Raw genomic sequence first — 23970 nt, 5'->3', positions numbered from 1 at the left:
TTCCGCAACGCAACATGAATCAGCTAGGCGGCCGGTTCCCGACATTCAAGCGGGAGAGACGCGAGGCGACAATAGGCCTGCGCGCTAATGCTAACGGCCGTGACGCAAAAGTCACAGCAATCGGAGCAGGAATTCTACGGAGTAGAGCGCAAGCCCTGCGAGACCACCGATCAGGGACCCGTTGAAGCGGATGTATTGCAGGTCGCGTCCGATGTTGATTTCGATCAGCGAAATCAGCTGCGACATATTCCACGCCTTGACCTGGTCGGAGATGAAGGTCGAGACGCCGCCCTTCTGATCGGCAACGAAGCTGCGCAGCACGGTCACCACGCCCTTGTTGATCTCGCCACGCAATTCGGCATCACCGGCGAGCGCCTCACCGGCCGCAACGAACATGCCGGCGAGATGATGCTGGAGCACCTGCGTCTCACCGCTGGCGCTGCGCTCGATGAAGGAGCGCGTGTTGGCCCAGACGGTGCGGGCAAGGTCGGCGAGCTCGGGCCGCGCAAGCAGATCGCGCTTCAATCCGTCGATGCGGTCGATATAGGCCTGGTCGGTGCCGAGCCTGTCGACGAAGCTCAGCACCATGCGGTCGAACTCGCCGCGGAATGGATGTTTGGGATCACTGCGCACTTCCTCGAAGAACGCGGTGGCGGACGCGACGATCTTGTTCACCAGGAATTTGTCGGCGCGGTAGAGCCTGAGCAGGGTCGGCAATTCCGCGCGCACCTTGTCGCGGATCATCGCCATCGTCTCCTTCTGGTTCAGCGTTTCGTGCATCACGCGCAGGAGATCGTCGAACAGAATCTGGTGCCGCCCCTCCGCCACGAAGCCGCGCAGCGTGCCGGCGGCGAGCGGTGCAAGGTCGATCGCCTGGAGCTGCGAGGACATGCGGCGGATGATGAAGGTCATCAGGCCGGAGGTCTCCGTCGCGGAAACGGCCTCCGGCAACAGCCGCAGCGCAAAACGCGCCAGATCGTCACTGCGCTTGCGGTCGCGCAGCCAATCCGCGACGAAAGAGCCGAAATCGATTTCCTTCAGCTTGGCCTCGACCGGGCCTGCCTCGAGGAAATGCACCTGGATGAACTCGCCGAGCTTGTCGGCGATGCGGGCCTGATTGCTCTGGATGATGGCGGTATGCGGGATCGGCAGGCCCAGCGGCCGCTTGAACAGTGCAACCACGGCGTACCAGTCGGCGAGCCCGCCGATGGTCGCGGCTTCCGCGAAGGCCGCGATGAAGCCGAACACGGGATGCACGGGCAGCAACCACTTTGCGACCACGAACAGCGCCAGTGTCGCGGCCAACACCAGTGTCGCCAGCGCTTTAACGCGGCGCAGCTCGGCCGCGCGTTCTGCATCGCCGGGCGAGTCGAAGGAGAAGGTGGCAGGTGCGTTCATGGCGGCATCACAGTACTCGTCATTGCTGGCGAAGCGAAGCAATCCAGTGTGTCTCCATGGAAAGCCTCGGGATCGCCTCGTCGCACCAGCGCAAAATTGCTTCGCAATTTTGTCGCGGGCTCCTCGCAATGACGGCGGCGCAAAACAAAAAACAAAGGCCCGCCGAAGCGGGCCTCAAATTCAGTTTCTCGTCAGGGCGCCGGATCAGGCGGTCTTGTTGTAGACCTTGGCGAAATTGTCCTGAGCGGACTTCGCGCCATTGGCGGCGAGCTTGCCGAAATAGTCGGCGGTCGCCTTGGCGCGCGAGACGAACACTTCACCGCGGGCGCGGAGCAGGCTCGACTGGATCTCGACGGCCTCGCTGATCGACTTGGCGGACGCGAGCTTGTCGATGCCCGAGAAGAACGCCTCGGCGTCTTCATAGATCGCCTGCTGGATGTTGCGGCTGATCTTGCCGGCTTCAGTGACGGACTCGGTCACCGCGTTCTCGACGGCGGCGGTCACCCGCTCGGAGCCGGCGAAAGCCTCGGCAGCACGGTCCTTGGCGTTGTTGGCCGTCTTCTTGACGAACTCGCGGGCGGCCTCGGGAACTTCCAGGTTCTGGATGTTCTTGAAAGCGTCCTTGAAGCCGTCGAAAGCGGTGTTGGTTTCGGTGGTCATTGGGGTTCTCTCCATCCTCATTGGGTTGAGCTATGGGCTCACCCCGTCCTCGATGGCCCGGGGCACGGCTTATATGACATAGCAAATTGTGCGATGCAATATTCGTATTGCACCGCGACATCACGAGATCGTGAACAGCCTTAACACGAGGCGGTATGATGCCTCTTAAGGCTGATTGGACCAGATTAGGCCCGCATCGGCCCGATCTTTGCCCTAATGCTGGACCGCGCCTGGCAATCCATAGGCCTCCATCTGGGCCTGGACCTGAGCGATGTTGTGCCCGAGCACGACGATGTCGTGGGTCTTGCCGTCGATGTCCCTGACATGGTCGCGCAGCAAGGCCTCGGCCTTGAAGCCGAGGCCTTCGAACAAGGCGATCGCCGCCTGCTGGTCGACCGTCATCTGCACCGAGAGCTTTTCCAGCCCCGCACCGAGCGCAAGCGCGAAGGTCTCCTGCGAGAGCGCCTTGCCGACCCCCTGCCCGCGCACATCGGACGAGACCACCATGCGGATCTCACCGACATGAGGTGACCATGAATGCGGATCGCGCACCAGCGTGCCGCAGCCGACGACGTCGCCGCCCTTCACGGCGAGCAGGCTCGTGATCGCGCCGCGCTCGATCTCCTTGACCCAGGCGGAGAGTACCTTGGGCTGGCTGATATTGCGCGGCAGGAACAACAGATCATGGGACGGAAGACGTTGGCCGAAGGCGAGCACGGCGGCTTCGTCGCCGGGCGACATCAAGCGGATCTCGATATCGCCGGCGTCGGTCTTGACGTGACGCGGATAGGAACGCTGCTCACTCATGTCGATCTCTTTCCCAACCAGGAATCCAGTTTCGGCCACAGCCGCTTCACGGCGTTGGCGCCGGCGACCAGCGAGACGTGACCGCCTTTCAGCATCACCTCTTCCTTGTCCTCGGACCCGATCTTGGTGATCAGGTGCTTTGCGGCGTCATAAGGCACGATGTGATCGTGCTCGGCGACCGCGTGCAGCATCGGCACCCTTATATTTTCGAGTTTTGCGGCGCGGCCGCCGACCGACATGGTGTCGTTGAACAGCTTGTTGTCCCACATCAGGTCCTTGGTGATGGTGCGAAAATATTCGCCCGCGAGCGGCAGCGTGTCGGTCGCCCAACGATCGAACATGCGATAGGACTTGACGAACTCATCGTTCCAGATGTTTTCCCAGAGCTGGATCTGGCTCACCGTGCGCGAAGCCGGGCGCAACATCTCGAACGAGGACAGGATCATCTCCGGCGGCACGTTGCCGACGCTGTCGACGAGGCGGTCGACGTCGAAATAGCGGCGATCGGAGAAATTGGAGAACAGCTTCATCTCGCGGAAATCGATCGGCGTGGTGAAGCAGATCAGATTCTTCATCGGCCCGTCCTTGTGGATCGAGCCGTAGAGCAGCGACAACACGCCGCCGAAGCAATAGCCGATGACGGAGACGTCCTGCTCGCCGGAATCGGCTTGCACGCGGCGGATGCAATCCGGGATGAAGTCGAGGACGTAGTCCTCCATCCGCAGGCTCTTCTCCTCCGGCCGCGGCGCGCTCCAGTCGAGCATGTAGACGTCGTAGCCACGCCTGAGCAGGAACTCGATGAAGCTCTGGCCGGGCACGAGATCGAGGATGTAGCCGCGATTGGTCGTCGCCATCACGATCAGCACCGGCACGCGATAGATCTCGTCCGACATCGGTCGGTAGTGATAGAGGCTCATCGTGCCGCGCGAATGCAGCACGTCCTTTGGCGTCGAGCCGAGCGTCGGGCCGGAGGTCGAGAAATATTCGACGCCCTTGATGCTGCGCTGGATGGCACGCTGCACCTCGGACTGGATGCGCTCCGGGATAGATGCGAAATCAAGTCCCGTTTGCGCGTTCATGGCCGCTCTCCGTCTTCGGAGGGTGGACGCTTCGTCCGTGGCGGACGCGGCGTCCCATCGGAGTCCTGCGAGATGCCCGAACTTGCCGCCAGCTTCCCGAGCATCGACCTCATCTCGGCGACCTGGGCTTCGATCGACTGCAGACGCTCCGCAAGACCCGTCACCTGCTCCCGGCTCGGCAGGTTCATTGCGACGAGGTATTTCTCCATGACCTCGCCCAGCTGCTTCTGAGCACCTGCAGCAACTCCGCCCGCGCGGTTCATTGCCTGGGAAAACTCGGGCGACGACATGGCCTGGTTGGCGAAGGAGTTGAACCCCTTCTCCATCTCGCCCATCATCTTCTGCCACATGGCGACGGGGTCATTGGTCTTGTCGGTCATCGGCGTCCTCCTGATATCGAGAGCTTCGATGCCCTTCTTTTTTGGCCATACCACACCGTTGCGAGGGGCCGGTCAACCGGCAAGCGGCCCGGTGGCACACACAGGCTTCTTTGCCGCGGGAAACCGTGCAATACAGCATTGATCAGCAGCGAGGGATCGCGACCGTGACCGTCCATCAGCCGCCTCAGACCGTCCGCGCCAACGGCATCGACATCTGCTACGAGATCTTCGGCAACGACAATGCCGAGCCGCTGCTGCTGATCATGGGGCTCGGGGCGCAGATGATCCATTGGGACGATGCGTTCTGCGAGCAGCTCGCCGCACGCGGCTTTCGCGTGATCCGCTTCGACAATCGCGACATCGGGAAGTCGAGCCATCTCACAGGAGGCAAGCGGCTGAGCCCGCTCGAGCTATTGAAGCTTCGCTTCCTCAGGATTCCCGTCGCGGCGACTTACAAGCTGATCGACATGGCCAAGGATACGGCCGGGCTGATGGATGCGCTCGGCATCAAGTCGGCGCATCTGGTCGGCGCCTCCATGGGCGGCATGATCGCACAGGAGGTGACGCTGTCGTTTCCCGAGCGCGTGCGCTCGCTGACCTCGATCATGTCGACCACGGGCAATCCGCGGGTGCCGCCGCCGACACGCGAAGCGGCCGCGATGCTGATGGCGCCGCCGCCGCGCAGCAAAGAGGAATTCATGATCCGCTTTGGCCAGACCTGGAAGGTGCTGCGCGTCGGGCATTTTCCCGAGGAGGAAGCGCTGGACGTCGGCCGGGCAGAGCGGGTGTTCGCGCGCGGCCTCAATCCGGCGGGTGTCGGGCGGCAACTCCGCGCCGTGCTTGCGTCCGGCAGCCGCAAGGAACGGCTGCATAGCGTGAAGATTCCGACACTGGTCATTCACGGCACGGTCGATCCCCTGGTCCGTCCCGAAGGCGGCAAGGACACGGCGGAGTCAATTCCGGGGGCAAAGCTCCTGATGATCGAGGGCATGGGCCACGCGCTGCCGATGCGGTTCTGGCCGGAGATCATCGGCGCCATCGATACGCACGCGCACGGGGCGGCGGCGCGGGCGGCCTAGCTCTTCCTTGCGATCCAGATCACGTGGCGTGCGCCGCCGCCTCTGCCGGTGGCGCGGACGTTGACCTCGTTGACGTCGAAACCTGCGCGACCAAGACGTTTGGTGAAGGCGGGATTTGATCCGGACGACCAGACGGCAAGCACACCGCCCGGCCGCAACGTCGTCTTCGCCGCCTGCAGTCCGCTTGCGCTGTAGAGCGCGTCGTTGCCCTTGCGGGTCAGCCCCTCCGGCCCGTTGTCGACGTCAAGGAGAACGGCGTCGAAGGCCGAGCGTTGCGCCCGGATGACTTCGCCCACGTCAATCTCCCGGATGTCCACCCTGACATCATCGAGGCTGTCGCCGAAAACCTCAGCCATCGGGCCGCGTGCCCAGGTGACCACGGCCGGCACCAGCTCGGAGACAACGATCTTCGCCTTAGGCCCAAGCACGGCAAGCGCCGCGCGCAATGTAAAGCCCATACCGAGACCGCCGATGAGGACGACCGGCTTTGCGACCGTCTCGATCTGCTTTGCCGCGAGCGTCGCAAGCGCGGCCTCGGAGCCCGACAGGCGGCTGTTCATCAGCTCGTTGGTGCCGAGCTTGATCGAGAACTCCTTGCCCCGCCGCATCAGGCGGAGCTCTTCGTCGGAGCCGGGGATCTTAGCGGTGTCGAGTTTTTCCCAGGGAATCATGCCTGACGTTTAGCACGATTGGGCCGGCGGTCACCCGCCCGCCCAGACGTCCAGCACATATCGGTTGTTCGCGCCCATCTCCTCGATCCAGCGTGCACCGACAGCGGCATCGCTGCCGCTCTTCTCGCGGTGGATCGCGACGAGCGCCGCCTTGACGTCGGGCTCCATCTTGCTGCCGTCGCCGCAGACATAGATGATCGCGCCCTGCTCGATCAGCGGCCAGACCTTATCCTTCTGCGCGGCGAGCACGTGCTGCACATAGGTCTTCGGCCCGTCCGCGCGCGAGAAGGCCGTGAACAGCTCGGCGATACCGCTTGCCGCCAGCGCCTTGAGCTCGTCCGCGTAGAGAAAATCCTGGTCGGGATGGCGGCAGCCGAAGAACAGCATGGCGGGACCGAGAGCCGCACCTTTGGCCTTGCGCGCGGCGCGCTCCTGAAGGAAGCCGCGGAACGGAGCAAGTCCCGTCCCCGGGCCGATCATGATGATGGGTACGGACGGATCATCGGGAAGCCGGAAGCCGGCCTTGGTCTCGCGCACGGTCGCATAGATCGCATCGCTCGCGCGGCGATTGGCGAGGTAGTTCGAGCAGATGCCCTTGTAGACGCCACGACCCGAAGCCGCAGGCCCTTCGACCACGCCGACCGTGACGCTGCAGCGCGCCGAATCAACCGACGGGGAAGACGAGATCGAGTAATAACGCGGCGCCAGCAGCGAGAGCATTTCGAGATAAGCGTGGAACGGCAGTTCGCAGGCCGGATATTCGAGCAGGAGATCGAACACCGATTTGCGTTTGGCCAGGATCTCGCTCCGATATCGCTCGAGCGGCTCAGCCTCCTCGCCCACGAAAGCCAGCAGCTTCGGCTTGGTGACCGGGCAGCGGGTATGCTCGGCCATGACCTGGATCTGCTTGCGTGTCGCGACCTGCTGCAGTTCGACGAACTCGCTGAGCAGACGGCCGACCGATACGGCCTCGCCGACCGGCAATTGTGCACGGCGGCCCTCAGCGACCTGAAGCCTGATCTGGTCAGCGGGCAGGAAGCCGAAGCGGCGAGCAACGGAATCCACCAGCGTCGGATCGTTGCGCGGAACGACGCTCAAATGATCGCCGACGCGATAAGACACGTTGGACGGCAGGTGCACCTCGATGTGGCGTGTCGAACGCTCCGAGGGATTGGTCCCACTCTTGTTCTGAAGCTCGTCGTTAACCAGCACCTTCATCGCCACCGCGCCGCCCTGGGCCACGATGGTGTTGACGGCGGTCACCGCCACCGGCTCGATCGCGTAAAGCGGATCGTCTTCCGCGGTCCGGGTGAAATTCCAGTCGATGCCGAATTCCTTGGTGGCAACCTGGGCCGCCGCCGGGAACCATTTCTGGAACTGGCCGTCGAGATCGCTGCGCGCGTCGCCTTCGCCGCGTGGATAGACCGCCCGCGCTCCGTGCTTCGACAATTTCTCGTCGATGAATCGCGGCACCGATTGATAGGTCGCGGCCCAGTCGCTGTTGCCGCAGCCGAACACGGCGTAGCGCACGCCAGCGAAGGCATCCTTCGACCGGTCGTCGTCGAGCCATTTGACGAACTGCGTCGCATTGTCGGGCGGTGCGCCGTTATAGGAGGCGCAGATGATGAGCACGCCGCCCTCCTGCGGCAGCTTGCCGACATAATCGTCGAGCGGCCCGAGATGAACGGCAAAGCCGTTGATCTCGGCCAGATCGGCCATGCGGGTCGCGAGCTCCTCGGCGGTACCGAGATTGGAGCCGTACAACACCAGCATCGGCGTGTTGTGGCCCGGCCGCGCGGTCGGCTGGCGCGGCGCCCTCGGCGCCGACACCGCAGCCGCAATCGGTCCGCCATAGGCACCGCGCTCGCGATCGGCGCGCGGGCGCACCTTGATCTTGAAGCCTTCCGGCTTCATCGTCAGCGTTTCCTTCAGGTGCATCTGGTAGCGCTGGTGATCGATCAGCTTGAAGCGCTGAAGGATCATGCCGAGCGCGAGCGCAGCCTCGTGCATGGCGAAGCCGCGCCCGATGCAGGCGCGCTGGCCGTTGCCGAACGGCTTCCAGGCATTGATCGGCCGCTTGGCCTCCGCCTCCTTGCTGAAATTCTCGGGATCGAAGGCATCCGGCTTCGGCCCCCAGACCGAGGGATCGCGATGCAGCGCGGTCACGAGGATGGTGGTGAACGTGCCCTTCCTGAGCTTGTACTTGCCGCCGCCGATGGTCTCGTCATTCAGCGGCGAGATGCCGTAGGCGGGCGCCGGCGGCCACAGCCGCAGCGCTTCTTTCAGGATCTGCGTGATGTAGGTGAGCTGCGTCACCTGCTGGTAGGTCGGCTTGGCGTTGACATCGGGACCGAAGACGCGGTCGACCTCGTCATAGGCCTTCTTGAGAATGTCAGGATGCTTGAGCAGCGCATAGAGCGTGTAGGACAGCAGGCCGCTGGTGGTCTCGTGACCCGCGATCAGGAAGGTGTTGATCTGGTAGCGGATATTGACGTCGTCGAGCTGCTCGCCGGTCGCACGGTCGACGCCGGTCATCATCGCAGCGAGCATGTCCTTCTTGTCATCGATCCCTTCCGCGCTCTTGCGGCGCTCGGCGATGATCTCGTCGACCATCCTGTTCATGAAGGCGACATCTTCGGCGAGCGTCTTGCGCCGCTTCTGCATCCAGATCTGCTCGAACGGCAGGCCGCGCGTCATCATGATGGTTTCGAGCGAGCGCACCAGCGACTCGACGAAGGGATGGTAGTCCCGCCGGTAGAACGAGTTGAAGCGGTACTCGAAGCCGCACAGGCCGATCGTGTCGAGCGTCAGCGCCGTCATGTCGTGGACGACGTCGATCTCGTCGTCGGCGTTGAGCCGCTCCCATTTGTGGACGAGCTGCTCGGCGATATCGACCATGCTCGGGTGATAGGACTGCATGGCGCGGTTGCCAAAGGGCTGGAGCAGGATGTTGTGCGCCTTGCTCCAGTTCGGCTCCCTCGTGTCGGCCGTGAACAGGCCGTCGCCGCCGACCGCACGCACGCGCCGCAGCGCGCCGCGCACGGTCTTGTCGAACCGCTTCTCGTCGGAGAGCTCGTCGACGAGATCGTGGCCGGAGACGACGACGATCGGCGAGCCCATCATGTCGAGCCAGAAGATCGGACCGAGCTCCTTGGCGAGCCGCGTCAGGTGCTGCACGGGAGCAGCCGAATCCAGCGACAGCATGTTGCCGACCACCGGCTTGGTCGGCGGATGCGGAATCGGGTCCAGTCGGTTCTTGGTTGACATTAAGAGCGCTTCCCCCTGCCTTGCGTCATTCCGGGATGGTCCGAAAGACCAGACCCGGAATCTCGAGATCCCGGGCTATGCATCGCCCCGGGATGACGACTGCGTCGTCAGCCAAACCGCCTTCTACGCCATTCGATCAGCTTGGCGCTGACCTCTTCCGGCTTCTCCTGCTGCGTCCAATGGCCGCTGTCCTTCACCAGATACTTCTCGAGATCGGGAATCAGCTTGTCCATGCCGTCGGCGGAGGACGGCGGCAGCACCGCGTCGTTCTCGGCCATGATCATCAGCGACGGTACACGGACCGTATGATCGAGCCCTTCGGCACGCGTCCAGTTGCGCGACATGTTGCGGTACCAGTTGATGCCGCCGGTAAAGCCGGTCCGGGTGAAATTGTCGACGAACACCTTCTTCTCTTCCGGCGACAGGATGGGCGTACGCGGATCGTGCTTCGCATCATAGGCAGCAATCATTTGCGGAAACGCCAGATTGACCCGCGGCGAAGCGCCGACGCCGGCAATCACTTCCTCTGCCGGCGCGTCGGGCGGGCGCGGTACCGGCTTGCGCATGAACGCATCGAAGGTTTGCTCGACGCGACTGCCAAAGATCCTGTCGGGCTCACGCGCCGGGTCCTGGAACTGCACGATGTACATCTTGTCGCCGAAGCGCGCGCGCAGGAGCTCGATCGGATCGGCCCAGGCACGGTTGGTATGAGGCGTATTGATGCCAACTACCCCCGCAACCCGCTCGATGTGCCGCAGCGGCATCTGCCAGACAATGAAGCCACCCCAGTCGTGACCGACGAAGATCGCCTTGTCGATGTTCAAATGATCGAGCAGCCCGACGAGGTCGCCGGTCAGGTGCTCGATGTCGTAGGCCTCGACCGGTTCGGGCCGGTCGGTCGCGCCATAGCCGCGCTGGTCGGGCGCGATCACGCGGATGCCGGCCTCGCTCAGCGCCTTGATCTGGTGACGCCAGGAGAAAGCGAGCTCGGGCCAGCCGTGACATAGCACCATTGGCGGTATGTCGGTGGTCGGGCCAGCTTCGTAATAGCCCATGCGGATTCCGTTCGTTTGCACGAACTTCAGCGGCGGCATTTCAATCATTGCAGATGTCCTGGCAAGTTCCTATTCCGCAGCGCCCTTGATGTCGGCTGCCGGCGGCGCATAAGCCGCCTCCAGCGCGGCGAACTCTTCCGGCAGCATGTCGCACATCACCTGCACGTGCGGGATGATGTTGGCGCCGACGATGAAGCCGAAATCGAGCTGGTCGCGATAACTCTGCACGGTGATGTTGAGCGCCTGCCCGTGCGTCGAGATCGACACCGGGAAGATATGCAGAAGCTCGGCACCCGCTGCATAGAGCGTCTGCCGTGGTCCCGGCACGTTGGACACCGTGATGTTGGCGGCCGGCGGCAGCACGTCCGACAAATTCGAGCGGCTGTAGAGCAGCGCCAGGATCTGCACCATGATCGGTGCACCCAGCATCGAGATGTTGGAGACCTGCGGCATGAGTGCACGCAGCGGATGCGACATCTCCTTGGACTTGGTCGACTGCGCGATGATGGCTTCCAGCCGCGCCTTGGGATCGTCGACATTGGTCGCGATCGCGCAGATCATGCCGAACACCTGGTTGTTGGCCTCGGTGTTGCCCTCCTCGCGCAGCGAGATCGGCACGGCGGCAGTCAGGGATTTCGCCGGCAGCGTGCCGTATTGCCGGAGATAGCGGCGGACCACACCCGAGGCCAGCGCCAGCACGACATCGTTGAGCTTGCCGCCGGCCTGCTTGGCCAACGCCTTCGCCCGCGAGAGGGAGATCGACACGCCGGCGAAGCTGCGCTCCGAGGAGATCGTCTTGTTGAGCATGGTCGGCGGCGACACCATGCTGGCAAGGCTCTCGCGCGACTTGGGGTCGGAGACCTTGCCGAGCACGTCGGAGACGCTCTTGAGCACGGTCGGGATGTTGCCGGCGAAGCGCACCGCGCTCTCGATCTGGTACATCGCATTGTCGAACAGGATCGAGCCGATGTCGCTCTTGCCGGTGCGCGGCAGTTGCAGGTTCTTCGCGGCGGCCGAAGCATCGAGCGGCTGGCTGAACAGCTGCTGATAGGAATCGAGCAGGTTTGCAGCGATGTCGCGCGGCTCCTGTCCGGGCTTGGTCCCTGCCGTCGGTGGATCGACCTTCCGCGGGATCGGGGAGATGTCGTAGATCATGTTGGTCAGCGCCGCGCCGGCGCCCCCGTCGATGGCGGCATGATGCATCTTGGAGTAAAGGCCAACCTCGTTGTCCTTCATGCCCTCGAACACGTAGAATTCCCAGAGCGGGCGCGCGCGGTTCAACAGCTTGGCATGCATCCAGCCGACGATGCGCTCCAGCGTGGCGCGGTCGCGCGGCTGCGGCAGGCTGGCGCGGAAGATGTGACGGTCGATGTCGAACTGGTCGTCCTCGACCCAGGAGGGATGATCGATGTCGAGCGGCGCCTTCTCCAACCGCGCCTTCAGGATCGGCGCGATGTGCAGGCGCGAGACGATCATCGCCTTGAAGTCTTCGAAGAAGTCGCCTTTGTAGTCGTCGGGCAGGCGAAAGATCGCCATGCTCCCGACATGCATCGGCATTTCCGGCGTTTCCAGATAGAGAAACGATGCGTCCAACGACGACAGCTTCTTACCGTCAGCCATAGTTCCCTCCGCTCATTTCGACGGGCGCCTTGGCGGCGCTTCTCGTCAGGCCGATACTGCCTGTTCCGGCGGGGCATATGCAATGGCAAACGGCCCCGCCCGGTCAAATGGCGAGAATTCCCCCTCCGGTTGGGCCAAGCGGTCCGCCACGGCCCACAGCGCCGCGGGGTTCACCCCGAGCCCGAGATGACTCGCCAGGTGCACCTCGATGTTCTCGGCACGGTCGGAGGGACGGAGCAGACAGGTCCGCCAGTTCACGACACCGTCAGCGCGCGAATAGATCGACGTCGTCGGCACCGGCAGGTCCCCGGCGATCGCCTCGCGCAGCTCTGCCAGGTCCTCGACCCGCTCGCCGGACAGCGCCTCGTAGAGCCGCGTGGCGTGGGTCGCTCGCACGTCGTTGGCGAAGGGGCTGCCGAGCGTCAGGACGTAACGCACCATGTCGGGCGCGGAAAGCGCCAGATCCCGGGCATAGACGCCGCCGAGGCTCCATCCGACCACGCTCACCTTGCGTCCCGTGGCGGTGTGGATCTCGGTCAGACGCGTGCGCAGCGAATCCCGCATTCGCGCCAGCCCGCCGAGATTACGGCCCATCCGCCAGGCATGTGCCTCATAACCGAGCTCGCTGAGATAGCGCCGCATCGGCGCCATCGACAGGTCGCTGGCGAGGAACCCCGGCAACGCCAGCACCGGATGGCCATCGCCCCGCGGCGCGCGCATCAAGAGCGGCGACAGCAAAAGGCTCGCATTGAACTCGAACAGGCCGCGCGCCTCGGCAAGCAGCAGGCCGAGGGCCGGCGGACGAAGCCGGCCTTCTTCCAGCGTCCCGTCCCGTCTCGGCGACACTATTTCTTCTTGTCGCCGCTACGCGTGCCGCCGAGGCCCGCCATCGTGACGAACATGTCCTGAAACCGCTCGGCCAGCTTCGGATCGAAGGTGAACCAGCTCTGGACCAGCGATTCCGGCGAGACCTTCTCGATGTTGCTCAGGACTTGCTGCTGCAGCTTGTCCATCACCGCCGTTTGCATCGGCGCCACATCGGGCAACCCAAAGAATTGCCGGGCCTCGAGAGGGGTGCAGTCGATTTCGATGTTAACCTTCATGTCCCCTCCGGATGAGATTCGAGCGGCCTGTCGCAGTATCGCCGCGAGTTGTGGTGCGACGCAAGCGACCTGATGCCGGCGCGACATGTCCCGCCCCGCGATCGGCCAAGTATGGTCAACCAAAGTCGAAAGCCGCAAGTCCTCCATGCCCGGCCGCACGATCAGCATTGCTGCAAAGCGGCGCAACTTTGGCGCGCTCCTTGCTGGAATGGCGCTTGCACGGGCCGAGAACTCTGGGCAACATGGATTGAACGGCCGGCCGAACAAATCAAAAATCACCGGCACGGCGGTGTGGAGAGGGTCAAGAATGTCAGTAGGTCGAAGTCTGTTCGCGGCGACGCTCGCCGGTGCGCTTGCGTTGTCGGTCTCGCCGGCGTCGAGCCAGACGCTGCGCTATGCCAACCAGGGTGACCTGAAGTCGCTCGATCCCTACTCGCTGAACGAGTCCACGACGCACGCCCATCTCGGCCACGTCTATCAGGGTCTGACCGCGCGCGACAAGGATCTCAAGATCATCCCGGCGCTGGCGGAGAGCTGGGAGACGCCGGAGCCGACCCGCTGGCGCTTCCATTTGCGCAAGGGTGTCAAATTCCACAACGGCGACCCCTTCACCGCCGACGACGTCGTGTTCTCCGCGGACCGAGTCCGCAACAAGAACTCGAACATGCAGACCCGCCTCGCGGCCGACGTCAAGGTCGTCAAGGTCGACGACTACACGGTCGATTTCATCCTGCCTTCGCCCAATCCCATCCTGCATTCGGCATGGGACGTCTGGTACATCATGGACAAGAAGTGGGCCGAGGAGAACAAGGCGGTCGAGCCCACGCCGGTGTCCGCGACCTCGCCGAGCTACGCCTCGCTCCACGAGAACGGCACCGGTCCGTTCATGATCGAGAGCCATCAGCCTGGCGTGAAGACCGTGTTCAAGGCCAACCCCAACTATTGGGGCAAGGTCGAAGGTAACTTGAAGGAGATCGTCTTCACCCCGATCGCCTCTGACGCAACCCGTGTCGCCGCGCTGCTCTCGGGTGAAGTCGACGTGATCGAGCCGGTACCGATCCAGGATATCGCCCGCATCGATTCGAGCCCGAATGCCCAGGTGCTGAAGGGGCCGGAACTGCGCACGATCTTCATCGGCTTCGACCAGACCCGCGACGAGCTGCTCTATTCCAACATCAAGGGCAAGAACCCGTTCAAGGATGCCCGCGTCCGGGAAGCCTTCTACAAGGCGATCGACGTCGAGCTGATCAAGACGCGCGTGATGCGCGGGCTGTCGACGCCGTCGGCGCTGATGATCGCCCCGGAATTGTTTGTGCTCTCCAAGGACTTCACGCGGCCGAAATTCGATCCAGACGGCGCCAAGAAGCTCCTGACGGAGGCCGGCTATCCCGATGGTTTCGAAGTCACCATGGACTGCCCGAACGATCGCTACGTCAACGACGCCGCGATCTGTCAGGCCGTGGTCGGCATGCTTGCCCGCATCGGCGTCAAGATCAATCTCCTGGCGCAGCCGAAGGCGCAATATTTCGCCAAGGTGCTGAAGCAAGGCAACTACCAGACTTCATTCTACATGCTGGGCTGGACGCCGAGCACGATGGATTCCCATAACGTGCTCTATGACATCATGGGTTGCCGCAATGACCCGAAATCCTCGCGCGGCGAGGCCAACCTCGGCGGCTATTGCAACAAGGAGTTCGACGCCATCACGGACAAGGTGCTGGTCGAAGCCGACACGACCAAGCGCAATCAGCTGATCAAGCAGGCCTACGAAATCGGCAACAAGGATTGGTCCTACATCCCGCTGCACCAGCAGGCGCTGGCCTGGGGCGTATCGAAGAAGGTGAAGCTGCCGCAGCGCGCCGACAACCAGGTTCTGCTCTATTGGGCGACCAAGCAGGAATAGCGTCAATTGAACAGAAGGTCCCGGCAGCGTCAGGCTTCCGGGGCCTTTCCTTTTCCGGCTGACAAAGGCGTCGGCCAGACACACACTGAAGGACAGTGGAAGGAATGCTCGCTTTCACTCTTCGCCGCGCCGTTCAGGCCATCGGCGTCATGTTCGCCGTCGGCATCATCGCCTTCTCGATGTTCCGTTTCGCCGGCGACCCCGTCAACCAGATCGTCTCGCTGGATACGCCTGCGGCCGAGCGCGAAGCCGTGCGTAAGTCGCTCGGCCTCGACGATCCCGTGCCGGTTCAGTTCGTTCGCTATTTTGCCGATGCGGCGCAGTTCAAGTTCGGCGTTTCCTATCAGTTCCGCCAGCCGGTCTCGGCGCTGTTGATGGAGCGTATGCCCGCCACGCTGGAACTTGCGATCTGCGCCACCGTCTTTGCAATGGTGCTCGGCATCCTGATGGGCGTCTATTCGGCGCTGAGGCGCGACACCTTGCTCGCCAAATTATTCCAGGCCGTGTCGCTCATCGGCATCTCGCTGCCGACTTTCCTGATCGGCATCCTCCTGATCTATCTGTTCGCGGTAACATTGGGCTGGTTGCCCTCGTTCGGCCGCGGTGAGGTGGTCAAGCTCGGCTGGTGGACGACGGGCCTGCTCACGCTGTCGGGCTTGAAGGCGTTGATCATGCCCTCCATCACGCTCGGCCTGTTCCAGATGACCCTGATCATGCGGCTGGTGCGCGCGGAGATGCTGGAAGTGCTGCGGACCGACTATATCCGCTTCGCCCGCGCCCGCGGGCTGACCACCCGCGCCATCCATTTCGGTCATGCGCTGAAGAACACGCTGATTCCCGTGATCACGGTGGCCGGACTCCAGTTTGGCTCGGTTATTGCTTTTTCGATCATCACGGAGACCGTGTTCCAATGGCCGGGCATGGGACTTCTGTTCGTGCAGGCCGTGCAAAACGTCGATATCCCGATCATGGCCGCCTACCTGCTGATGGTTTCGCTGATTTTCGTCACCATCAATCTGGTGGTCGACATCCTCTACACCGTGGTCGATCCGCGCCTGCGCTCGACCGTCGGTCGCGCCGCATAAGGCAGCCTGCATGTCCGACGCCGTCATTTCCAACTCCGACAAGCAGGGCGCGCAGCCGACGCGCGCGGCCCACGGCTGGTTCAGCCGCGCGCTCGACAGCGACCTCTTCTATTCGTTCCGGCGCTCCAAGCTCACCATGGTGGCGGCGGCCATCACGGTCTTGTTTTTCCTGCTCGCGATCTTTGCATCCGTGCTCGCGGTGCAGAACCCCTTCGATCCGGCACAACTGCAATTGATGAATTCGCGGATTTCGCCGCTGTGGACGGCGGACGGCCAGAGCCCGTTCCTGCTCGGCACCGACGAGCAGGGCCGCGACGTGTTCTCCGCCATCCTCTACGGCATGCGCATCTCGCTCGCCGTCGGCGTGGCCGGCGTGATTTTCGCCGGAGCGCTCGGCATCGCGCTCGGCCTGATCGCAGGCTATTTCGGCGGCGCGGTCGACGGCGTGATCATGCGGATCGCCGACGTGCAGCTCACCTTCCCCGCCATCCTGATCGCGTTGCTGGTCAACGGCATCGCGAAATCGATCCTCGGCAACCGGCTGGACGCCACCAGCATGCTGGCCGTGCTGGTGATCTCGATCGGCCTGAGTTTCTGGGTGGGCTATGCCCGGACCGTGCGCAGCTCCGTCATGGTCGAGAAGAACAAAGACTATGTCGCCGCCGCGCAATTGATCGGCCTGCCCGCGCCAACGATCATGCTGCGGCACGTGCTGCCCAACACGATGGGCCCGATCCTCGTCATCGCCACGATCAACCTCGCGCTGGCCATCATCACCGAGGCCACGCTGTCCTTCCTCGGCGTCGGCCTGCCCGACACCATGCCCTCGCTCGGCACGCTGATCCGGATCGGCAACAATTATCTGTTCGCGGGCGAATGGTGGATCGTCGCCTTTCCCGGTCTTGCACTAGCCACCCTGATCCTGTCGATCAACCTGCTCGGCGACTGGTTGCGCGACGCGCTCAACCCGAAGCTTCGATGAGTATTCGTCGGCCATGACCGTCCCCGTCCTCTCGGTACGCAATCTCAAGGTCGAGTTCGCCTCCCGGCGCGGCACGCTGCGCGCCATCGACGGCGTCTCCTTCGACATCGCCAAGGGCGAGGTGCTCGGCGTCGTCGGCGAATCCGGCGCCGGCAAGTCGGTCACCGGCCTCTCGGTGATCGGCCTGATCGATCCACCCGGCCGCATCGCCGGCGGCGAGATCCATCTCGCGGGCCGGCGCATCGACAATCTGCGGCCCGAGGAGATGCGCCGTATCCGGGGCAAACGGATCGGAATGATCTTCCAGGATCCGCTCACCTCGCTCAATCCGCTCTACCGGGTCGGCGACCAGATCGTGGAGACGATCCGAACTCATTTGAATCTGTCCGAGAGCGCGGCCCGCCGCCGCGCCATCGACCTCCTGGCCGAGGTCGGCATTCCCGCGCCGGAAAAGCGCATCGACGGCTATCCGCATGAGTTCTCCGGCGGCATGCGCCAGCGCGTGGTGATCGCGCTGGCGATCTGCGCCGAGCCGGAACTGATCATCGCGGACGAGCCGACCACGGCGCTCGACGTTTCCGTGCAGGCGCAGATCATCTCGCTGATCAAGCGGCTCGGCCGCGACCATGGCACCGCCGTGATGCTGGTGACGCATGACATGGGTGTGATCGCGGAGACGTCAGACCGCGTCGCGGTGATGTATGCGGGCCGCATCGCCGAGATCGGACCCGTGCAGGACGTCGTGAAGAACCCGCTGCACCCTTACGCCAAGGGCCTGATGGGCGCGATTCCGACACTGGCCGGAGACCACGAGCGTCTCGTGCAGATCCCCGGCTCCATGCCGCGCCTGTCCGCGATCCCGCCCGGCTGCTCGTTCAACCCGCGCTGCGCCTTCGCCTTCGACCGCTGCCGGGTCGAGCGACCGGAGCCGCTGCCGCGTGGCGCGCAGTCGGTCGCCTGCCATCTCTATGACAACGTGCCTGCGGAGAGCGCGGCATGAGCGCTCCCTTCGTCCAGGCGACAGACCTGCGCCGCGTCTTCGACGTCTCGAAGCCCTGGCTCAACCGCGTGCTCGAAGGCGGACATCTCGAATATCTCAAGGCGGTCGATCACGTCACCTTCGATATCCGGAAGGGCGAGACCTTCGCATTGGTCGGCGAATCCGGCTCCGGCAAGACCACAGTGGCACGGATGGTCGTCGGCCTGCTGCCGCCGAGCTCCGGCGACGTGCGGATTGACGGCGTGTCGATGACCGATCCGCGGCAGGCGCCGGCGCGGCGGAGGCTGCGCCGCCGCATCCAGATGATCTTCCAGGATCCGTATGCGAGCCTGAACCCGCGCTTCCGCGTCGATGCCATCATCTCCGAGCCGATCCGTGCCTTCGATCTCATCCAGGGTGAGCGTGACATCCAGGCGCGCGTCGGCGAGCTGCTCAGCCTCGTCGGCCTGCACCCGGACGACCGGCTGAAATTCCCGCACGAATTTTCCGGCGGCCAGCGCCAGCGCATCGCGATCGCGCGGGCACTCGCATCGGACGCCGAGTTCATCGTCTGCGACGAGCCGACCTCGGCGCTCGACGTCTCCGTGCAGGCACAGATCCTCAACCTGATGCGCGACCTCCAGGACAAGTTCGGCCTCACCTACATGTTCATCAGCCATAACCTCGCCGTGGTCCGCCACATGGCGAGCCGCGTCGGCGTGATGTATCTCGGCCGCATCGTCGAGATCGCGGAAGGGCGCGAGCTGTTCGCCCGTCCGCGGATGCCCTACACCAAGATGCTGCTCGGTGCGGTGCCCGACCTCGCGATGAGCGGCCGCCAGCGCATTCCGGTCAAGGGCGAAATCCCGAACCCGATCCATCCGCCGTCCGGCTGCGCCTTCAACCCGCGCTGTCCGCTGGCATTCGACCTATGCCGCAAGGAGACCCCGGAACTGATCGACGGCGTCGCATGCCACGCGGTCAACACCGCGCCGGTCCCGGCGTGACGCGCGCGTGCCATGCAGCCTGCGCATTTGGCGGCGGCGTGGCCCTGTGATCAATTGCGCGCGCCGCAAATGAGGTAGTCCATGGCCAGCAATATCAATCCCGACCCGTTCACGACGCGCCCCGAGATCGAGGGCACGTTCGGGGTCGTCGCCACCACGCACTGGATCGCGACCGCCATCGGCATGGGCATCCTCGAAAAAGGCGGCAATGCCTTCGATGCCGGCGTCGCGACCGCCTTCACGCTCCAGGTGGTCGAACCGCATCTCAACGGCCCCGGCGGCGACGTGCCTGTCATCGTCCATGACGTCAAGCGTGGCCGCACCGAGGTGATCTGCGGCCAGGGCCCCGCCCCCGCGCGCGCCACCATCGCGCATTACAAGAGCGAAGGCCTCGACATGGTGCCCGGCACCGGCCTGCTCGCGGCCTGTGTGCCCGGCACCTTCGAATCCTGGATGATGCTCTTGCGCGACTACGGCACGATACGCGTGCGCGACGTGCTGGAGCCTGCGATCTCATACGCGCGCGACGGCTATCCGCTGGTCGAACGCGCCTGCGCCACGATCCAGACCGTCGAGCAGCTGTTCCGGAAGCACTGGCCGACTTCGGCCGCGGTCTATTTGCCGAATGGCGAGGTGCCGAAGCCTGGCACGCTCTTCACCAACAAAACGCTCGCCGCTACCTACACGCGGATTCTGAAGGAGGCTGAGAGCGGCGGCGGTGGCCGCGATGCCGAGATCGAGCGCGCTCGGAAATCGTGGTCGCATGGCTTTGTCGCGGAAGCCATCGACAAATTTTGCCGAACCCAGGAAGTCATGGACGTCAGCGGCTCGCCGCATCGTGGCGTGCTTTCGGCCGACGACATGGCGCGCTGGGAACCGACGGTCGAGGCGCCGCTCACCTATGATTACGGCCGCTACACGGTCTGCAAGGCCGGCGTCTGGAGCCAGGGCCCGGTGACGCTGCAGCAGCTCGCGCTGCTCAAGGGCTTTGCGCTGGACGGCCTCGATCCGACCGGTCCGGAGTTCATCCATCTCCAGATCGAATGCGCAAAGCTCGCCTTCGCCGACCGCGAAAAGTTCTACGGCGATCCGAAATTCAGCGAGATCCCGATCGGGACGCTGCTGTCGGATGCCTATAACGACGAGCGCCGCAAGCTGATCTCGGAGAAGGCTTCACTCGACTTCATCCCCGGTTCGATCGAAGGCTTTGGCGGCGTGGTCAAGCTGCGCCGTGCCGAAGGACAGCGCGAGGCGGTCGGCGCGCTCGGCGCTGGTGAGCCGACAGTCGGACGCTTCGGCGAAGTGCGCGGCGATACCGTGCATTTCGACATCATCGACAAGGCCGGCAATATGGTGTCCTCGACACCATCAGGGGGCTGGCTGCAGTCCTCGCCGATTATTCCGGAGCTCGGCTTTTGCCTCGGCAGTCGCGCCCAGATGTTCTGGCTGGATGAAAAGCATCCCGGTGCGCTCGCGCCGGGCAAGCGGCCGCGCACCACGCTGTCGCCGACCATGGCGCTGCGCGATGGCGAGCCGTATTTGGCCTGGGGATCGCCCGGTGGCGACCAGCAGGACCAGTGGATCACCCAGTTCTTCCTGCGCCACGTCCATTGCAACCTCAATCTCCAGGAGGCGATAGACGCGCCGGCCTGGCACTCCGAACACTTCCCGATCTCGTTCTGGCCCCGCACCGCGCGCCCGGGCGTGCTCGTGATCGAGAACCGCGTGCCGAAGGCGACGATCGAGAACCTGCGCGAGCGCGGGCATGTCGTCGAGGTCGGGCCGGACTGGTCGGAAGGCCGCCTCACCGCGGCCTCGCGCGTAGGTCCGCGCCGGCGCGCCGCCGCCAATCCGCGCGGCATGCAGGGCTACGCGGCAGGACGCTGATAGGCAGCCAATGACCTGGTCGATCATCGCACGCGATCCTGCCACCGGCCAATTCGGCATTGCCGTTGCGACGCGCTTCTTCGCCGTCGGCGCGCGTGTCCCGTACATCGCCGCCGGCCTTGGCGCGATCGCAACGCAGGCCTTCGTCAACCCCTATTACGGTATCGACGGCGTCAAGCTGCTGCGCGAAGGCCTCAATGCGCACGACGTGCTCGCCACGCTGCTCGCGACTGATGATGGTCGCGAAAGCCGCCAGATCCATATCATGGATGCCAGCGGCGAGATCGCTGCCCATACGGGACACGATTGCGTCGACTGGTGCGGCCACATCGCAGGTAGCGGCTTCTCCATCGCCGGCAATATGCTGACTGGTGCCGACGCGCTCGATGAGACCGCAAAGACCTACATCGCCAATGACAGCCTGCCCTTCCCGCGCCGCCTGCTGGCGGCCATGCGCGCAGGCGAAGCCGCCGGAGGCGACAAACGCGGCAAGCAATCGGCCGCGCTGCTGATCCACGGCGAGGAGGAGTGGCCGGCGTTGGACATTCGCGCCGACGATCATCCCGATCCGCTCGGCGAACTCGAACGGCTCGAGCAGGTCAGCCACGAGCTCTGGGTGCACTTCCGCGCCTCGATGCCGACGCGGCAAAACCCCGCCGGGAACACCGATCGCAGCGTCGTCGACGCCAGCATCGCAGCAGCGCGCGCAAGACGGTCATGAGCGCGAGCCCTCTCATCGAGATCACGGATCTGCGCATCCGCTTCCATGGCGACGACGGCCGCGTCACCCACGCGGTCGACAGCGTCGACCTCAGCGTCGCCAACGGCGCGACGCTCGGCCTCGTCGGCGAATCCGGCTGCGGCAAGAGCGTGACCTCGCTGGCGATCATGGGCCTCTTGCCGAAGGGAAGCGCGGAGATATCGGGCGCGATTCGCTTCGAGGGCCTCGATTTGTTGGAGACGCCGGACCAGACCTTGCGCGATCTCCGCGGGAACCGGCTCGCGATGATCTTCCAGGAGCCGATGACCTCGCTCAACCCGAGCTTCACCATCGGCGACCAGATCGTCGAGACCATCCTGCGCCACCGCGGCGGTTCGCGGAGAAGCGCGCGCGAGCGGGCGATCGACCTCCTGCGCCGCGTCCACATCCCATCACCCGAGCGGCGTATCGACGAGTATCCGCACAAACTCTCCGGCGGCATGCGCCAGCGCGTGATGATCGCCATGGCGCTCGCCTGCGATCCGCGGCTCCTCATCGCCGACGAGCCGACCACCGCGCTCGACGTCACCTTGCAGGCGCAGATCCTGGAGCTGATGCGGGAGTTGAAGGCGGCGAGCGGTGCCGCGATCATCCTGATCACCCACGATCTCGGCGTGGTCGCCGAGGTCTGCGACGAGGTCGCGGTGATGTATGCCGGCGAGATCGTCGAGCGCGCGCCGGTGAACGAATTGTTCTCGGCGCCGCAGCATCCCTATACCGTCGGCCTGCTCGGCTCGATCCCGCGCCTCGACCATCGCGCCGAGCAGCTTGCGACGATCGAAGGCATGGTGCCGAACATGGCGCAGCCGCCCGCCGGCTGCCGGTTCGCCGCGCGCTGTCCGTTCGTGCTGGACGCCTGCGACAGGGCACCGCCGCCGCTCGTCGAAATCAGCGCCGGCCACCTCTCGCGCTGCATCCGCGCGCCGCTCGAACGTCTGGTGTCGTGATGAGCACGCTCCCTCCTCTCGTGTCCCGGGCGCGGTGCAGCACAAGCGAAGCGCCGTGGTGCATCGCTGAACCGGGACCCATGTGGCGACAATCTGGGTCCCGGTTCAGCGTCGCACCACTTCGTGCTGCGCCGCGCCCGGGACACGAGATCTGTGTTCGCGAGGAGCAGAAACGATGACCGCGCTTCTCGAAGTGAAAGGCCTGGTCAAGCATTTCATCGCCGGACGCTCGCTCTTCGGCCGCGCGCTGGCGCACGTCAAGGCGGTCGATGGCGTCAGCTTCTCCCTTGAGGCCGGCAAGACACTGGCTCTCGTCGGCGAGTCCGGTTGCGGCAAATCCACGATCAGCCGTTTGGTGCTGCGGTTGATTGAGCCTGACGCGGGCACTGTGCGCTTCGACGGCCGCGATCTTCTCTCCCTTGATACCCATGCGCTCCGCGCCTTCCGCCGCGAAGCCCAGATCATCTTCCAGGACCCCTACGCCTCGCTCAATCCGCGCATGACCGTCGGCCAGATCCTGACCGAGCCGCTGGCGCTGCACGATCTGGTGCCAGCGACGCAGCGGCGCGCGAGGGTCGCCGAACTGCTCCGGCTCGTCGGGCTGGAGCCGCGGCTGGCGCAGCGCTATCCGCACGAATTCTCCGGCGGCCAGCGCCAGCGCATTGCCATTGCCCGTGCGCTCGCGGTCGAACCGAAGCTGATCATCTGCGACGAGCCGGTCTCGGCGCTCGACGTCTCGATCCGCTCGCAGATCCTCAATCTGCTGCGCGAGCTGCAGGACCGACTGGGGCTCGCCTATATCTTCGTCTCGCACGACCTTGCCGTGGTCAAGCACATCGCCGACCATGTCGCCGTGATGAATCTCGGCCAGATCGTCGAGACCGCCGAGGCGGACCAGCTGTTCGCCGCGCCCCGCCATCCCTATAGTCGCGCGCTGCTGTCTGCGATCCCCGTGCCTAAACCGCGGGCAAAGAGCAGCCGCATTGTGTTGCAGGGGGAGATCCCCAGCGCGCTCAATCCGCCGACGGGATGCCGCTTTCACACCCGCTGCCCCTATGTGATCGAGCGCTGCCGCAGTGAAATGCCGCAGCTGCTCGCGGATGGCATCGGACATGCAACGGCCTGTCACCGAACGTCGGAACTGCCGTCCTCAGCGGCGATCGTCCCGTCCGACGGCGGTTTCTCGCCGGTCCTGGAAAAATTGGTCGCCGCCTTCAGCGGCGGCCCGGAAGCAGCGCGCGGCAGCGGGGTTAGTCCATTGGGGACCGATCCCGCATAGCCGCAAAACAGAGGTTGAGAGC

At 64.4% G+C, this 23970-nt stretch carries 21 protein-coding genes; 10 read left to right on the top strand and 11 right to left on the bottom strand.

The window, feature by feature from the left end; all coding sequences use genetic code 11:
• Positions 1-111: 111 nt before the first annotated feature.
• From HAP40_RS12320 to HAP40_RS12300, 5 genes are all read right to left on the bottom strand, one after another.
• Positions 112-1398, bottom strand: coding sequence for a DUF445 domain-containing protein (locus tag HAP40_RS12320; protein ID WP_166817553.1), 1287 nt, complete (start codon positions 1396-1398; stop codon positions 112-114).
• Between the two features lie 204 nt (positions 1399-1602).
• A complete protein-coding gene (locus HAP40_RS12315) occupies positions 1603-2058 on the bottom strand; it encodes a phasin (protein WP_166817554.1) in 456 nt (151 codons plus the stop codon).
• A gap of 213 nt (positions 2059-2271) precedes the next feature.
• Positions 2272-2865 carry a GNAT family N-acetyltransferase gene (locus HAP40_RS12310; protein WP_166817555.1) on the bottom strand — a complete coding sequence of 198 codons (594 nt, stop codon included), beginning with the start codon at positions 2863-2865 and terminating at the stop codon, positions 2272-2274.
• The gene (locus HAP40_RS12305; protein WP_166817556.1) at positions 2862-3944 is read right to left on the bottom strand and encodes a PHA/PHB synthase family protein; all 1083 of its coding nucleotides are present in this window, start codon (positions 3942-3944) and stop codon (positions 2862-2864) included. The genes HAP40_RS12310 and HAP40_RS12305 overlap by 4 nt, the downstream gene beginning before the upstream one ends.
• Positions 3941-4324, bottom strand: coding sequence for a hypothetical protein (locus HAP40_RS12300; RefSeq protein WP_166817557.1), 384 nt, complete (start codon positions 4322-4324; stop codon positions 3941-3943). Before HAP40_RS12300 ends, HAP40_RS12305 begins: the two co-directional genes overlap by 4 nt.
• 164 nt (positions 4325-4488) lie before the next feature.
• Here HAP40_RS12300 and HAP40_RS12295 point away from each other — a divergent pair, with 164 nt between their 5' ends.
• Positions 4489-5403: an alpha/beta fold hydrolase gene (locus tag HAP40_RS12295; RefSeq protein WP_166817558.1), complete on the top strand. Its 915-nt coding sequence runs from the start codon at positions 4489-4491 to the stop codon at positions 5401-5403.
• On the opposite strand, the gene HAP40_RS12290 is transcribed toward HAP40_RS12295, so the two are convergent.
• The 6 genes from HAP40_RS12290 to HAP40_RS12265 form a co-directional block, all read right to left on the bottom strand.
• Entirely contained in the window at positions 5400-6074 is a 675-nt protein-coding gene (locus HAP40_RS12290) for a spermidine synthase (RefSeq protein ID WP_166817559.1), read from the bottom strand. The two genes, HAP40_RS12295 and HAP40_RS12290, sit on opposite strands and share 4 nt — an antisense overlap.
• A gap of 30 nt (positions 6075-6104) precedes the next feature.
• Positions 6105-9341 (bottom strand): bifunctional cytochrome P450/NADPH--P450 reductase, encoded by a 3237-nt coding sequence (locus HAP40_RS12285; protein ID WP_166817560.1) that lies wholly within the window; start codon positions 9339-9341, stop codon positions 6105-6107.
• Between the two features lie 107 nt (positions 9342-9448).
• A complete protein-coding gene (locus tag HAP40_RS12280; protein ID WP_166817561.1) occupies positions 9449-10444 on the bottom strand; it encodes an alpha/beta fold hydrolase in 996 nt (331 codons plus the stop codon).
• 21 nt (positions 10445-10465) lie between these two features.
• Positions 10466-12016 (bottom strand): wax ester/triacylglycerol synthase domain-containing protein, encoded by a 1551-nt coding sequence (locus tag HAP40_RS12275; RefSeq protein ID WP_166817562.1) that lies wholly within the window; start codon positions 12014-12016, stop codon positions 10466-10468.
• Positions 12017-12061: 45 nt separating this feature from the next.
• Positions 12062-12862, bottom strand: a complete 801-nt coding sequence (locus tag HAP40_RS12270; protein WP_166817563.1) for an esterase/lipase family protein — start codon at positions 12860-12862, stop codon at positions 12062-12064.
• The gene (locus HAP40_RS12265; protein WP_166819529.1) at positions 12862-13119 is read right to left on the bottom strand and encodes a DUF6489 family protein; all 258 of its coding nucleotides are present in this window, start codon (positions 13117-13119) and stop codon (positions 12862-12864) included. Before HAP40_RS12265 ends, HAP40_RS12270 begins: the two co-directional genes overlap by 1 nt.
• Positions 13120-13426: 307 nt before the next feature.
• Here HAP40_RS12265 and HAP40_RS12260 point away from each other — a divergent pair, with 307 nt between their 5' ends.
• From HAP40_RS12260 to HAP40_RS12220, 9 genes are all read left to right on the top strand, one after another.
• Positions 13427-15022, top strand: coding sequence for an ABC transporter substrate-binding protein (locus HAP40_RS12260; RefSeq protein WP_166817564.1), 1596 nt, complete (start codon positions 13427-13429; stop codon positions 15020-15022).
• Positions 15023-15126: 104 nt separating this feature from the next.
• Entirely contained in the window at positions 15127-16107 is a 981-nt protein-coding gene (locus HAP40_RS12255; RefSeq protein WP_166817565.1) for an ABC transporter permease, read from the top strand.
• Between the two features lie 10 nt (positions 16108-16117).
• Positions 16118-17089 (top strand): ABC transporter permease, encoded by a 972-nt coding sequence (locus tag HAP40_RS12250; protein WP_166817566.1) that lies wholly within the window; start codon positions 16118-16120, stop codon positions 17087-17089.
• 13 nt (positions 17090-17102) lie between these two features.
• Positions 17103-18089, top strand: a complete 987-nt coding sequence (locus HAP40_RS12245; RefSeq protein WP_166817567.1) for an ABC transporter ATP-binding protein — start codon at positions 17103-17105, stop codon at positions 18087-18089.
• Entirely contained in the window at positions 18086-19075 is a 990-nt protein-coding gene (locus HAP40_RS12240; RefSeq protein WP_166817568.1) for an ABC transporter ATP-binding protein, read from the top strand. The genes HAP40_RS12245 and HAP40_RS12240 overlap by 4 nt, the downstream gene beginning before the upstream one ends.
• Positions 19076-19156: 81 nt before the next feature.
• A complete protein-coding gene (locus tag HAP40_RS12235) occupies positions 19157-20962 on the top strand; it encodes a gamma-glutamyltransferase family protein (RefSeq protein WP_166817569.1) in 1806 nt (601 codons plus the stop codon).
• Positions 20963-20972: 10 nt separating this feature from the next.
• Positions 20973-21683 (top strand): DUF1028 domain-containing protein, encoded by a 711-nt coding sequence (locus HAP40_RS12230; RefSeq protein ID WP_166817570.1) that lies wholly within the window; start codon positions 20973-20975, stop codon positions 21681-21683.
• Positions 21680-22669 carry an ABC transporter ATP-binding protein gene (locus HAP40_RS12225; protein ID WP_166817571.1) on the top strand — a complete coding sequence of 330 codons (990 nt, stop codon included), beginning with the start codon at positions 21680-21682 and terminating at the stop codon, positions 22667-22669. Before HAP40_RS12230 ends, HAP40_RS12225 begins: the two co-directional genes overlap by 4 nt.
• A 175-nt stretch (positions 22670-22844) precedes the next feature.
• Positions 22845-23948 carry an ABC transporter ATP-binding protein gene (locus tag HAP40_RS12220; RefSeq protein ID WP_166817572.1) on the top strand — a complete coding sequence of 368 codons (1104 nt, stop codon included), beginning with the start codon at positions 22845-22847 and terminating at the stop codon, positions 23946-23948.
• Positions 23949-23970 lie beyond the last annotated feature (22 nt).

The sequence above is a fragment of the Bradyrhizobium sp. 1(2017) genome, from assembly GCF_011602485.2.
Classification (GTDB): domain Bacteria; phylum Pseudomonadota; class Alphaproteobacteria; order Rhizobiales; family Xanthobacteraceae; genus Bradyrhizobium.
The sequence above is the reverse complement of the archived record's forward strand: the minus strand, read 5'-3'. Positions and strand labels throughout refer to the sequence as shown.